General features: G+C 73.6%; 11 protein-coding genes and 1 pseudogene. 5 read left to right on the top strand and 7 right to left on the bottom strand.

Features of this window, described 5'->3' with window-relative positions; all coding sequences use genetic code 11:
• Positions 1-115: 115 nt before the first annotated feature.
• Complete coding sequence (locus tag ACFWBN_RS38920; RefSeq protein ID WP_385186336.1) at positions 116-448, bottom strand: hypothetical protein; 333 nt, start codon at positions 446-448, stop codon at positions 116-118.
• Between the two features lie 73 nt (positions 449-521).
• Between ACFWBN_RS38920 and ACFWBN_RS38915 the strand changes: the two genes are divergently transcribed.
• Together ACFWBN_RS38915 and ACFWBN_RS38910 are read left to right on the top strand one after the other, a co-directional pair.
• A complete protein-coding gene (locus ACFWBN_RS38915) occupies positions 522-1,223 on the top strand; it encodes a DUF998 domain-containing protein (protein ID WP_385186333.1) in 702 nt (233 codons plus the stop codon).
• A 44-nt stretch (positions 1,224-1,267) separates the two neighbouring features.
• Positions 1,268-1,486, top strand: a pseudogene (locus tag ACFWBN_RS38910) (alpha/beta fold hydrolase); the annotation flags it as partial.
• A 911-nt stretch (positions 1,487-2,397) separates the two neighbouring features.
• On the opposite strand, the gene ACFWBN_RS38905 reads toward ACFWBN_RS38910, so the two are convergent.
• The 4 genes from ACFWBN_RS38905 to ACFWBN_RS38890 form a co-directional block, all read right to left on the bottom strand.
• Positions 2,398-2,817 carry a CBS domain-containing protein gene (locus ACFWBN_RS38905; protein WP_385186330.1) on the bottom strand — a complete coding sequence of 140 codons (420 nt, stop codon included), beginning with the start codon at positions 2,815-2,817 and terminating at the stop codon, positions 2,398-2,400.
• Between the two features lie 138 nt (positions 2,818-2,955).
• On the bottom strand, positions 2,956-3,678 hold the full coding sequence (locus ACFWBN_RS38900) for a DUF305 domain-containing protein (RefSeq protein WP_385186327.1): 723 nt from the start codon (positions 3,676-3,678) through the stop codon (positions 2,956-2,958).
• Complete coding sequence (locus ACFWBN_RS38895) at positions 3,675-4,337, bottom strand: DUF3105 domain-containing protein (RefSeq protein WP_385186324.1); 663 nt, start codon at positions 4,335-4,337, stop codon at positions 3,675-3,677. Before ACFWBN_RS38895 ends, ACFWBN_RS38900 begins: the two co-directional genes overlap by 4 nt.
• 57 nt (positions 4,338-4,394) lie before the next feature.
• Positions 4,395-4,787, bottom strand: a complete 393-nt coding sequence (locus tag ACFWBN_RS38890; protein WP_385186321.1) for a hypothetical protein — start codon at positions 4,785-4,787, stop codon at positions 4,395-4,397.
• Between the two features lie 174 nt (positions 4,788-4,961).
• Between ACFWBN_RS38890 and ACFWBN_RS38885 the strand changes: the two genes are divergently transcribed.
• The 3 genes from ACFWBN_RS38885 to ACFWBN_RS38875 all read left to right on the top strand — a co-directional run bounded on the left by ACFWBN_RS38885 (position 4,962) and on the right by ACFWBN_RS38875 (position 7,641).
• Positions 4,962-6,323 carry a glutamine synthetase family protein gene (locus tag ACFWBN_RS38885; protein WP_189963779.1) on the top strand — a complete coding sequence of 454 codons (1,362 nt, stop codon included), beginning with the start codon at positions 4,962-4,964 and terminating at the stop codon, positions 6,321-6,323.
• A 92-nt stretch (positions 6,324-6,415) separates the two neighbouring features.
• Positions 6,416-7,123: a helix-turn-helix transcriptional regulator gene (locus ACFWBN_RS38880; protein ID WP_385186318.1), complete on the top strand. Its 708-nt coding sequence runs from the start codon at positions 6,416-6,418 to the stop codon at positions 7,121-7,123.
• An 89-nt stretch (positions 7,124-7,212) separates the two neighbouring features.
• Entirely contained in the window at positions 7,213-7,641 is a 429-nt protein-coding gene (locus tag ACFWBN_RS38875) for a hypothetical protein (protein ID WP_385186315.1), read from the top strand.
• Between the two features lie 63 nt (positions 7,642-7,704).
• Here the strand turns inward: ACFWBN_RS38875 and ACFWBN_RS38870 are convergent, their stop codons facing one another.
• Together ACFWBN_RS38870 and ACFWBN_RS38865 are read right to left on the bottom strand one after the other, a co-directional pair.
• Entirely contained in the window at positions 7,705-9,759 is a 2,055-nt protein-coding gene (locus tag ACFWBN_RS38870) for a PIG-L family deacetylase (RefSeq protein ID WP_385186311.1), read from the bottom strand.
• Positions 9,760-10,024: 265 nt separating this feature from the next.
• Positions 10,025-12,300: PIG-L family deacetylase (locus tag ACFWBN_RS38865; protein ID WP_385186309.1), on the bottom strand; the 2,276-nt coding region annotated here is incomplete at its 5' end.

Here is a 12,300-nt window from a genome sequence, read left to right as displayed (position 1 = left end):
CCTCCTCGGGCGCCGAACGTGGCCAGGGGTCGGGGAGTGGCAGCCTTGTTGTGTTCGGCGCCCTGCGGGGGCGCCCCGGCACACACCCGGCCCCGCCGAAACCGGCGGGCGGCTCCTATATGCGAAGCACCGTCGGCCGCGGCCCGCCGGGGCGGTTCGGTACGCGGGCCCCGCCCCCGAGCGGCGCGGCGTCGCGGGAGCCGACGGGTGCGGCTCCGAGGACCGGCAGGACGAGCTCTTCCAGCACCGCGGGATCGGCGGCCGCTCCGGCCGCCTGGGCCACCGGTTCCGGGGCCGAGGCAACGGAGTGGCCCGCGGACACGTCTATCAGGGCGTGGGGCTCGGCAGGACGGCCCACGGTGTGCAGGGTGACGACGCCCAGCAGCAGTGCGGCGAGCAGCAGGAGCAGCCGGGGCCGCGGGGTGGCTCGCTGGGCACTGCGCGTCATGATCGGAACCCTACCCGGGGTGGGTATCCGATCGAAGGAACGACCCCGGGGTTTGCTTAGGATTAGTCACACTATGTCCCCTCATGGCCTCTCTCCGCGCACCGCCTGGCCGGTCGCGACGCTCATCGGCCTCGGCGCCGCCGCCTACACCGCGTGGGTGCTCGAGGTGGTCCTCTCCACGGGCCTCAACCCCATCGAGACGTACGTCAGCGAGCTCGCCGCCCAGGACCAGCCGCTCGGCGGCCTGTTCCGGGCCACCGACTTCACCGCCGGGCTGCTCGCCTTCGCCGGCGGCCTGCTGGCCCTGCTCCGGCTGGTGCGGTACGCCGAGTCCCGCCGTGCCTGGGCGGTCGCCGGGTGGGCCGGGGTCACCCTCTTCGGCGCGGCGACCGCCGCCGACGCCTGGCTGCCGCTGAGCTGCACGCCCACCGCGGACCCGGAATGCGCAGCCCGGGAGACGGCCGGACTCGTCCCCGCCACCCATCAGGCCCATGCCGTCAGCAGCAGCCTCGCCATGACCGGCGCCCTCGTCGGGATCGTGGCCCTCACCGTCGCCGCCCGCCGCTACGGCTGGTTCGCCCCGCTCGCCCGCTTCGGCCCCGCGCTCGTCGTGCTGGAGCTGCTCGCCACCGTCTGGACGCTGACCGCCATCGCGCTGTTCACCGCCGGGCGCGGGACGTGGGCGCTGGGGGCCGGGCAGCGGCTCCAGGTGCTGTTCGTCGCGCTCTGGCTGGGCCTGCTCGCGTACTCCGTGCACAAGGAGGGCCGTACGTGACCGGTCCCGGGCGGTCTTGGTTCGTACGGGTGGACGGGGTCCCGCTGCACGTGGTCGTCGAGGGGCGGGGCCCCGTGGTGGTGCTGAGCGCCGGGCTGGCCATGGCCTGGTTCGACTGGGACCCGGTCGTCGCGCCGCTCGTCGCCGCGGGCCGCACCGTCGTCCGCTTCGACCGCCCCGGCCACGGCCTCAGCGGCCCGGCCATCGAGCCGCCGACCACCGCAGGGGAGGCCCACCGGATCGCCGCGCTGCTGGACGCGCTCCAGGCACTGGGCGCGCTGCACGCCCCGCCCCTGCCCGCGCCACCCGGCCCCGACCAGGTCACCGGCGGTTCCGGCCCCGGTCCGGTGAGCCCGGGCTCCGGCTCCGCCCGCCGGTTTCGGCGGGGCCGGGGGTGTGGCGGGGCGCCCCCGCAGGGCGCCGAACGCAACTCCGCTTCACTCTCCGACCCCTGGCCACGTTCGGCGCCCGAGGAGGTGCCCCGGCGCGCGCCCGGCCCCGCCGAAACCGGCCCCGCCGAAACCGGCCCCGCCGAAACCGGCCCCGCCGAAACCGGCCCCGCCGAAACCGGCCCCGCCGAAACCGGCCCCGTCACCGTCGTCGGGCATTCCATCGCCGGCTTCCACGCCGAGGCCTTCGCCCGCCTCTACCCCGAGCGCACCGCGGCCCTGGTGCTGCTCGACTCCAGCGTCGAGGAGGCCCCGCGCGCGCTCCTTCCGGCAGGGCTCCGTACCGCCGCCGCCCGCGTCCTCGGCCGGGCCGTCACCGCCGCCGGGCTGCCGGCCGCGCTCGGCCCTGCGGCCCGCCGCGCGACCGTACGGGCCTCCCGGACCGGCGGCGCCGACCCGGCCCCGCGGGACCTCGTACGCCGCTGCTACCGCACCGGCCGGGTCTGGCGCGGCGCCCTGCTGGAGAACTCCCGCTACCCGGACATGGCCGCCGAGCTGCCCGCCCTGCGTGAGACGCACCCGCTGACCGCTCCCGCCACCGTCCTCGCGGGCCACGGCGGCGGCACGGGGCGCTTCGCCCTGCGCTGGCCGGCCCGCCAGGCGGACCTCGCCGACCGGCTCGGCGCCCGCTTCGAGGTCGCCGAGCCCGCCGGGCACCTGGTCATGCTGGACCGCCCGGACCAGGTGGCCCGGGTGGTCCTCGAAGCGGGGGAGCCGGGTGCGGGTCAGCGCCTCGCGTAGACCTTCTCGACGAATTCCGCGATCTGGTCCTCCGACAGGTGCTGCGCCAGGTCGGCCTCGCTGATCATGCCGACCAGCTTCTTGTTCCTGATCACGGGCAGGCGCTTGATCTGGTGGCTTTCCATCTCCTCCAGCACGGCGGACACGTCCGCGTCGGCGTCGATCCAGCGCGGGGTGCCCTGGCACATGTCACCGCACGTCATCTTCGCCGGGTCCTTGCCCTTGGCGATACAGCCCACGACGATGTCGCGGTCGGTGATGATGCCGCACAGCCGTTCGTCTGCGTCGCTGACGGGCAGGGCGCCCACATTGAGCCGGGCCATCAGCTGCGCGGCGCGGTCCAGCGTCTCGGTGGCGGGGATCCACTGGGCCCCGGGGTGCATGATCTCTGCGGCGGTGGTCATCGCTTAACCTCCTGAGCGCGCCGTTCGCGCCGGACGCGGACGCGCCCGGCGCGGCGCCCCGTCGCTCAGCCCACACGGCTCGCGTACACGCCCGTACGGGTGAGAGGACGCCTCCCCCCACCGTACGAGCGTGCCCCGTCACCCGCGCGGCGCAGCTCCCCGCTGCCTCAGCATGTCCGCCATCAGGGTGAGCTCCGAGCGCTGCGCGTCGACCATGCCCTGCGCCAGCTCCCGCTCGACCGGGGTCCCGCACAGCCGGGCACAGCCCTCGGCCATCGCGACGCCGCCCTTGTGGTGGTCGGTCATCAGCTGGAGGTAGAGCACCTCCGCGTCCCGGCCGGAGGCGGCGCCCAGTTGCGCGAGCTCCTCCTTGCCGGCCATGCCGGGCATCAGCGCGCCGGGCTTGGCGCCGGGCGCGGAGTGTTCCGCGTGACCCGAGCCGCCGGAGCCGCCCGAGCCGCCGGAGCCGTCCGTATGCCCCGAGTGCCCCGCGTGCTCGCCGCCGGTCCCCATCCAGGACATCGGCGGCTCGCCCGCCACCACCTTCGGCAGCCCCCACAGGTCCAGCCAGCCGAGCATCATGCCCCGCTGGTTGGCCTGGGTGTTGGCGATGTCGTAGGCGAGGCTGCGCACCGCCTCGTCCTGGGTGCGGTCGCGGACGACGAAGGACATCTCCACCGCCTGCTGGTGGTGGACCGCCATGTCCCGGGCGAAGCCCGCGTCCGCCGAGTGGAGCCCCGGCGTACGGGGCCCCGTGGCGGAGTCCCCGCTCGCGGCGGCGACCGTGGCGGCCGCCGCGAACAGCAGCGCCAGCAGGACGGCCGTGCCCGCGACCCAGTACGTACGGGGGGTACGGCTCACTTGTCGCCCAGCCCGTTGGTGCAGGCCGCGCCCGGCTCCGGGGTCTGCGGGCCCTGCACGTACTTGGTGAAGAACTGCGCCACCCGCGGGTCGTCCGCCTTCTCCACCGTCAGCTGCTTGCCCCACGCGCTGAGCATGATCGAGCCGGCCTGCTCCTTGACCGGGCTCATCAGCGTGTACGGGGTCTTGCCCACCGTGCCGGCGAGCTTGTCCACGTCGCCCTTGGCGGCCTTCTCGTTGTACGTCACCCAGACCGCGCCGTGCTCCAGCGAGTGCACGGCGTTCACCTCCGGCACCGGGTTGGTGTAGACGTCGCCGTTGCAGTTCATCCAGCGGGGGTGGTGGTCACCGCCGACCGGGGGGTTCATCTCGTACTTCACCGGGGTCTCGACGTGGTTGCGGCCCAGCTTCTTCGCGTCCCACGTCTGCTCGCCGTCGACCGGGGTCTTGCGGAGCTGCTCCGCGGCTTCCTGCTTGCGCTGCTCGGTCTGCTTCTGGTCGATCAGCATCCACGCGCCGAAGCCGACGAGACCGACGACGACGGCCGAGGAGACCGTGATCGCGATGGCCTTGTTGCGCCGGTCGCGCACCTTGTCGGCCCGGCGCATGTCGGCTATGCGCTGCTGGCGGGAGTTGTTGTCCGAGGTCCTGCTGGCCATGTGCCCTGGTTCCTTCTGCTGATGAGGGGGGTGGATGGAGACGGGAAACCGGACTCGTCAGGTCCGCAGCACCTGGAGGGCATGCAGGTCGGGGGCGCGCGCCAGCGGCTCGGGCGGCCGGACCCGGCCGGCCGAGCCGATCGCGGCGGCGGGCAGCGGATCCCCGCCCGCCACGGTCACGGCGGGCGGCGGCACGGGCAGCACGCCCGGGATCGTGTGCGCGAGGGGCGAGCAGCCGGGCAGGTCGTACGGCGACACGCAGACGGCGTGCGCCACCTCATGGGCGTGCCGGGCCTGCAGCGCCGTCGGGGCGTTCGGGGCGTGGGGCTCACCGGGCCGCGCACAGAGCAGCAGCACCCCCGCCAGCACCCCGAAGGCCGTCAGCAGCACGGCGCGCAGCAGCCCGGGACGTACGCGACGCCCCCGCTGTGTGTCCTGCCGGCCCCCCATGGGCGCAGATGGTAATGCTCATGACCGGCCCAAGGTCAGTGCGGGGGTGCCGCGACCTTTGGCGGGTGCGTAATGTGGCGGAAACCACCGCTGGCGATACTGGGCCGGCCCGACTGTGCCAGAACCCCCCGTGGGCGGTGGTGCACAGGCCGTCTGAACTGCGAGGATGAAGGCATGGACAAGCAGCAGGAATTCGTCCTCCGGACGCTTGAGGAGCGCGACATCCGCTTCGTGCGCCTGTGGTTCACCGACGTACTGGGCTTCCTCAAGTCCGTCGCGGTCGCGCCCGCGGAGCTGGAGCAGGCCTTCGACGAGGGCATCGGCTTCGACGGCTCCGCGATCGAGGGCTTCGCGCGGGTCTACGAGTCCGACATGATCGCCAAGCCGGACCCGAGCACCTTCCAGATACTGCCGTGGCGCGCCGAGGCCCCCGGGACCGCCCGGATGTTCTGCGACATCCTGATGCCGGACGGCTCCCCGTCCTTCGCGGACCCCCGCTACGTCCTCAAGCGCATCCTGGCCAAGACCTCCGACCTGGGCTTCACCTTCTACACCCACCCGGAGATCGAGTTCTTCCTGCTGAAGGACAAGCCGCTGGACGGCACCCGCCCGGTCCCGGCGGACAACTCCGGCTACTTCGACCACACCCCGCAGAACGTGGGCATGGACTTTCGCCGCCAGGCGATCACCATGCTCGAATCCATGGGCATCTCGGTGGAGTTCAGCCACCACGAGGGCGCCCCCGGCCAGCAGGAGATCGACCTCCGCTACGCCGACGCGCTCTCCACGGCCGACAACATCATGACCTTCCGCCTGGTCATGAAGCAGGTCGCCCTGGAGCAGGGCGTCCAGGCCACCTTCATGCCGAAGCCCTTCTCCGAGTACCCGGGCTCGGGCATGCACACCCACCTCTCCCTCTTCGAGGGCGACCGCAACGCCTTCTACGAGTCGGGCGCCGAGTACCAGCTCTCGAAGGTCGGCCGCTCCTTCATCGCGGGCCTCCTGAAGCACGCGGCCGAAACGGCGGCCGTCACCAACCAGTGGGTCAACTCCTACAAGCGCATCTGGGGCGGCTCATCCCGCAGCGCCGGCGCGGGCGGCGAGGCCCCCTCGTACATCTGCTGGGGCCACAACAACCGCTCGGCCCTGATCCGCGTCCCCATGTACAAGCCGGGCAAGACGGGCTCCTCCCGCGTCGAGGTCCGCTCGATCGACTCGGGCGCCAACCCCTACCTCACCTACGCGGTCCTCCTGGCGGCGGGCCTCAAGGGCATCGAGGAGGGCTACGAACTCCCGGCCGGCGCCGACGACGACGTCTGGGCCCTCTCCGACGCCGAACGCCGCGCGATGGGCATCGAACCCCTCCCGCAGAACCTCGGCGAGGCCATCGCCCTGATGGAACGCAGCGAACTGGTCGCCGAAACCCTCGGCGAACACGTCTTCGACTTCTTCCTCCGCAACAAGAAGCAGGAGTGGGAGGAGTACCGGAGCGAGGTCACGGCCTTCGAGCTGCGCAAGAACCTGCCCGTGCTGTAACACCAGGTCAAAGGGCCTGCGGGGGCGCGCGCGATGCCCCGGTTCGGTGGTCGACGACCGTCGGACCGGGGCATCGGCTACGGTCCTTGGGTGTGAACCGTACCGAGCGTCTGTACGCCCTGGTGGAGGAGTTACGCGCGGTCTCGCCCCGGCCGCGCAGCGCCCGGTGGCTCGCCGAGCGCTTCGGTGTCAGCAGCCGCACCATCGAGCGCGACCTCAGCGCCCTGCAGCAGTCCGGTGTGCCGCTCTACGCCGAACCGGGCCGCAGCGGCGGGTACGTGGTGGACAAGGACCACACTCTGCCGCCCCTGACCATCACCCCGGCCGAGGCGGCGGCGCTGGCCGTCGCCCTGCACGGGCTGTCCGGGACACCGTTCGCCGCGGACGCCCGCTCGGCGCTCTACAAGGTGTTCGCCGTCATGCCGCAGCGCGAACGCCAGGCCGCGGGCGAGCTCGCCGCCCGGGTGCGGCTCGCAGTGAACCCCGTCCGGCAGTCCGCGCTCCCGCACACCCTGCGCGAGGCGCTCTCGACCCGCCGGCTGCTGCACCTGTGCTACGCCGACGCGCAGGGCGAGGTCACCGACCGCACCGTCGAACCCCTGGGCTTCATCGGAGGCGACCACTGGTACCTCATCGGCTGGTGCCGGCTGCGCTCCGCCGTGCTGGGCTTCCGCCTCGACCGCATCCGGGAGGCGCGGGCGCTGGAGGAGACGGCGGAGCCGCGTGAGGTGGACCTGTCCGAACTGGACACCCCCGGTTGGGATTTCGTCGCACTCGACAAGCTCTACGGTTTCGCTTGAGCCGCCGTCCGGAGGGCTAAACACCGACAGGGGGTTGTCGCCCCCGGCCCGGAGGCTGGTTGGCCAGGAACCGACCACGGAAGGCACCCATGTCTGTGACGACGACCCCCATCACCGACTCCGCACCGCTGACCCGGGAGGCCGGCAACCGGCTGGTGGAGGGCTGGGCGGCGCTCTGGAACGGAGACGTCGCCCTCGCGGAGCAGATCCTCGCCCCCGGCTTCCGGCTGTACTTCGCGGACGACTTCGGCGGCTCCGGCTCCGCCGCCACCTTCGGCCAGGACGAGCTGACGGCGTTCATCTCGGCCAACAGCCACGCCCTCACCGGCCTGACGTTCGCCGCCGACGCCGCGCCGCTGGTCGACTCCGAACGCGGCGAGCTGGCCTGCCGGTGGATCGAGAGCAACGCCGGCGGCGGAGACGTCGTCGTCCGGAGCGGCATCGACATGTTCGCGGTCACGGACGGCCGGATCTCCGCCGTGTGGTCCCTCACCGGCACCCGCCGCTTCGCCGCCTGACCGGCACAACGCCGAGGGGCCGGCGGTCGATGACCGTCGGCCCCTCGGCGTTCCCGGGCCGGGTCAGTGCACCGCGCGGTGCCAGGTGGGGCGGGTGGGGGTGGCCGGGGTCGTGGTGGTGTGGAGTTCCGCGTCCAGGCCCAGGACCGCCGTGGTGGTGGTGCCGGCCGGGTCGAGGACGGCTGCCGGGGCGCCCGCGTAGAGCATGCGGGACTCCGACCAGGCGGGCGGGCCGCCGAGGCCCGTCGTGCCGACGGTGCCGCTGCCCGCGCGGCCCGAGATGAGGCGGCCCGCGACGCCGACCGCGCCGTAGCCGGCCCGGCCGCCCGCCTCCGCGACGCTGGAGACCTGCGGCTTGCCGGGGCCCGCCGTGACCAGGGCGGTGCGGACCACCCCCGAGTCGGGGCGGCGGAAGTACAGGCGGACGCCCGCGCCGTCCTGGGCCGCCGTCAGGGGGACCGTGGTGGCGGGCAGGCCCGTCGGCGACGGCCCGAGCAGCGGGCCGCCCGGGGCGGCCTGGGTCCAGGCCAGGACCGAGTCGGTGGTGGTGGCGTACACGTGGCGGCGCCCGGCGGAGTCGACCGCCGCCACCGGGTCGCTCTGCAGGTCGTCGCCGCCCAGCCGCTGCCAGGTGGAGAAGCCGCCGTGCGGCTGCTGGGCGGCGGCGCGCAGGGTGCGGCGGGCGTCGCGGAGGTAGACGGTGACCCGGCCCTCGGCGTCGACGGCGGCCGCGGGCGAGCTGATGGCCGAGGTGCCCTCCTCGTCGACCCGCTCGGGCGTGCCGAGCGACTGCCACGGGCCGAACGGGCCGTCGGGCGCGGACTGGACGGCGTACACGACCTCGCGCCGGTAGTCGGCGGGCGCGGAGCCGAAGACGGTGCGGGTGGCGAGGACCCCGATCCGGCCGTCGGGGAGGCGGACGGCGGTCGGGCCCGGATCGATGCCCGTGCCCGGGAGGAGGGCCGGTCCGGCCCAGTCGCCGCCGGGGCCGCGGGTCCAGTACGCGCCCTGCCCGTCCAGCGTGGCGAAGGCCCACAGGCGGCCGGGCGTGCCCTCCGCCAGCCAGGAGGAGTGGTCGGCGCGGCTGTAGCGCAGGGACTGGGCCCAGTTGCGCCCGGTCGGGTTGCCCGCCACCTTGCGGTCGCCGCAGCCCGAGGGGGAGCCGCAGTAGTTCTGGTGGTCCTGCCAGGCGTAGGTCCGCAGGAAGCCGGTCTTCGTCTCGGCCGTCTGCGGGTCCAGCGCGTGCGGGAGGTCGCCGTTGTGGTAGCCGAGGTAGTTCTGGACCGAGAAGCGCGGGCGGTCCGTGACCCGCTCGGCGTACGCGGCGGTGGCGGCCTGCGCGAAGCGCGCCCCGTACATGTGGTCCTGGTGGTCGGTGAACCTGCCGGACTCGTACCGGCCCGGCGTCGGGTCCTGCATCCGTATCGTCGTCGGCCGGTACCGCTCCAGGATCCCGGCTATCGCCTGTATCAGCTGGTCCTTCGTGTACGTGTACGTCCGCTTGACCGGGGTGCCGGAGGTCAGCTGGGACGGCAGCGCGGGTATCCGCCCGTTCCACAGGCCGCGCAGGCTCTCCGGGGTGTCCTCGCCGGTGGTGCGGGCCTCGCGCATCTGCAGCCACACCAGGTTGACCTCGGGCTTGTCGACGAGGACGTCCAGCTCGGCCTGGCCGCCGCCGGTGGTGGGTATGACCGTACGGCGCCACACGCCGGTGCGGTCCCCGAGGGCCATCTGCGCGTAGGCGGACCGTATGCCGTTCTGCCGGGCCTCCGCGTAGTGGGCGTGGTCGGCGGGCTGCTCCGGGTCCTTGGCGGCGCCGCCCTTGGCCTCGTTGCGGCCGTCGGCCTCGCCGGAGGTGAGGTAGACGGTGGTGACCGGTATCCCGGCCAGCAGCGAGCGGCTGAGGTCGGGGTTCATGAAGAACAGGTCGTCGTCGGGATGGGCGACGACCTGGACGACCGATCCGGCCGTGGTGCTCGCCGGGAGCGCGGCCGCCGGGGCCTTCTCCTGGGTGGCCTCGGCCGGCGTCTGCTGGCCGGAGGCAACGGCGAACACACCGGTGGTACCGGCGGTCAGCACGGCTGCGAGCACCGCGAAGCGGCGGCGGGTCATGGGCATCGGTCACGCCTTGGGGGTCGTTCCGGGCGGGAAATACTGCTGAGCAGTCAGATAGAGGCCGATAACGGCAACTTGGTTCACCGATTTCGCCGATGACTGCCGGTTTCCGGAAAAGACCGGACGTGATTGTGCCCTGTGGAGTTTTTGGTCCGGATATGTGACCGGTATGTGGACGCTACCCGTCCGGCCACCGGGTCAACCGGCGTGCCGGTACGGGGTCTTGGGCGGGCGGCGGACGCCGCCTGTGCGGGGGCGCTGCGGGGCGCTACGGCCCGGTGTTGCGCGGGCCCACCGGCTGCCACGGCGCCAGCCGCGCGTCCGGGGCGTCCGCCGACGAGGTCACGTACAGCCGTGCGTCGAGCCCCACCACCGCCAGGCTGACCATGTTCCTCCCGGTCATAGTCGAGGACGGCGCGCCGACGAACATCAGCGCCGACCGCTCCCACGACCGGCCCCACCCCAGGTCCGAGCCCAGCTGCCCGCCCGCCGCGCGGCCGGCCAGCACGTGCCCGCTCGCCGTCACCGAGCCGAAGCCCTGGAGGCCGCCGAGGTCGGTGAGGTTGTTCACCTTCAGCCCGCCGTCACCCGTGACCAGGGCGGTGCGGACGTTGCCGGACCCCGGCTTGCGGAACCACAGCCGGACCCCGCCCTCGCGGCCGTCCGCCGTGAGCGGGAGCGTGGTGTCCGGCAGCCCGGTGGCGGTGGCAGGCCCCAGCGGGGCGCCCGGTTTGGGCTGCACCCAGCCCACCACCGTCTTGGAGGTCGAGGAGAAGACCATCCGCCGGCCGGCGCCGTCGGTGGCGGTGACCGGGGAGCCGTGCAGATCCGCACCGCCGTACTTCTCCCACGGACCCCAGCTGCCGTCCGCCCGCCGCACCCGGCCGCGCAGGGTGTACGCGCCGTCGCGTACGTACATGGCCGGTTGCCCGGTGCCGTCGAGCGAGACGGCGGGCGCGCTGATGTCGGAGGTCCAGTTCTCGTCGGCCGTCTCGGGGGTGCCCAGCGACTGCCACGGGCCGAACTCCTCGGAGCCCGGGTCCTTCTGGACGGCGTGGACGACCTCGCGCCGGTAGTCGGCGGGCTTCGCGCCGAAGGAGGTGCGGGTGCCGAAGAGGGCGATCCGGCCGTCCCGCAGGGTGACGGTGGACACGCCCTGGTCCATGCCGGTGCCGGGGAGCAGGGCGGGCCCGCTCCAGCGGCCGATCAGGCCGGTCCGGTGCCAGACGGCGACCTGGCCGTCGAGCACCTTGAAGGCCCACAGGCCGTGCTCCGCGTCGGAGGTCAGCCAGGAGGTGCCGGTGCCGCGGGCGTAGTTGACGGTCTCCGTCCAGCGGTTGCCCGCCGGGTGCTCGGCCGTCTTCAGGTCGCCGCAGCCGGCGTCGCTGCCACAGTGGTTCTGCCGGTCGACCCAGGAGTAGGTGTCCAGGATGTCCAGCTTCTCCTTGGCCTCGTCGGGGGCCAGGGTGCTGGGCAGGAAGCCGTTGGAGTAGCCGAGGTAGTTCTGCACCGCGAAGTGCGGACGGTCCTTGACGTCCTTCGCGTAGGCGGCGGTGGCCAGTTGCACGAAGCGGGCGCCGTAGAAGTGGTCCTGGTGGTCGGTGTACCGCCGGGTGTCGGGGAACCGGCCGGGGGTCGGGTCCTGGGAGCGGATGGTGGTCGGCTTGTACTGCTCCAGGATGCCGACCAGGGTCTGGACGACCTGGTCCTTCGTGTACGAGAACCTCTGCTTGACCGGGCTGCCGGAGGCGAGCACCGACTCCAGGCGGGGGACCGCGCCGTCCCAGAGGCCGTGGAGGCTGTCGGGGGCGGGCTCGTACACGTTGCCCGCCTCGCGCAACTGCAGCCAGACCAGGTTCACCTGCGGCTTGGCCACGAGGACGTCGACCTCGGCGTGGCCGCCGCCCCTGGTCGGGACGACGCCGCGCTTCCAGGCGCTGCTGCGGTCGCCGGTGGCCATCTTGGCGTAGGCGGCGCGTATGCCGTTCTGGCGGGCCTCGCTGTAGGCGGGCTTGTCGGGCTTGGCCGAACCCTTCCTGTCTTCGGGGGCGTTGATGCCGTCGGCTTCGCCGGAGGTGAGGTAGACCGAGGTCACGGGGTGGCCGGCGGCTATGGAGTAGCGCAGGTCCGGATTCATGAAGTAGAGGTCGTCGTCGGGGTGCGCGACGATCTGCAGCACGCGTCCGGGATCGGGCGCGTCGGCCGGGGCCGCGGGGGCGGTGGCCCTGCTGTCGGGGGGCGTGGGGGCGGAGAGGCGGTCGAGCGCGTCGTTGCCGCGGAGTACGAGCATGCAGCCGGCGGCGGTGGCGGCGCAGAACGCGACGACCTTGACGAGCCCCTTCCACTGGCCGTGGTGGCGGGCGGTGTGTACCTCGGCTCCGGCCGTACGGCGACTCCCGGGCGAACCGGCCCGCCCCCGCCCCCGCTGCCCGGCCCGGCGCGCGGCGCGGCGGCGGGCCTCGGCGCCGGATTCGCCTGCGGCGAAGGCGGGCCGTGCCGCCCCGGCCTGCTCGGCCCTCGCCCCGGCCTGCTCGGCCCCCGCCC

It is taken from the genome of Streptomyces sp. NPDC059989 (assembly GCF_042736975.1).
In the GTDB taxonomy this organism is placed as follows: domain Bacteria; phylum Actinomycetota; class Actinomycetes; order Streptomycetales; family Streptomycetaceae; genus Streptomyces.
Note: the sequence above shows the minus strand (reverse complement) of the source record. Positions and strands in the feature narration are given on the sequence as shown.

What these genes read in the sequence shown, in the direction of transcription:
- ACFWBN_RS38920 (WP_385186336.1), bottom strand. Translation starts at nt 448, where the DNA reads ATGACGCGCAGTGCCCAGCGAGCCACCCCGCGGCCCCGGCTGCTCCTG.
- ACFWBN_RS38915 (WP_385186333.1), top strand. Translation starts at nt 522, where the DNA reads ATGTCCCCTCATGGCCTCTCTCCGCGCACCGCCTGGCCGGTCGCGACG.
- ACFWBN_RS38905 (WP_385186330.1), bottom strand. Translation starts at nt 2,817, where the DNA reads ATGACCACCGCCGCAGAGATCATGCACCCCGGGGCCCAGTGGATCCCC.
- ACFWBN_RS38895 (WP_385186324.1), bottom strand. Translation starts at nt 4,337, where the DNA reads ATGGCCAGCAGGACCTCGGACAACAACTCCCGCCAGCAGCGCATAGCC.
- ACFWBN_RS38890 (WP_385186321.1), bottom strand. Translation starts at nt 4,787, where the DNA reads ATGGGGGGCCGGCAGGACACACAGCGGGGGCGTCGCGTACGTCCCGGG.
- ACFWBN_RS38885 (WP_189963779.1), top strand. Translation starts at nt 4,962, where the DNA reads ATGGACAAGCAGCAGGAATTCGTCCTCCGGACGCTTGAGGAGCGCGAC.
- ACFWBN_RS38875 (WP_385186315.1), top strand. Translation starts at nt 7,213, where the DNA reads ATGTCTGTGACGACGACCCCCATCACCGACTCCGCACCGCTGACCCGG.
- ACFWBN_RS38870 (WP_385186311.1), bottom strand. Translation starts at nt 9,759, where the DNA reads ATGCCCATGACCCGCCGCCGCTTCGCGGTGCTCGCAGCCGTGCTGACC.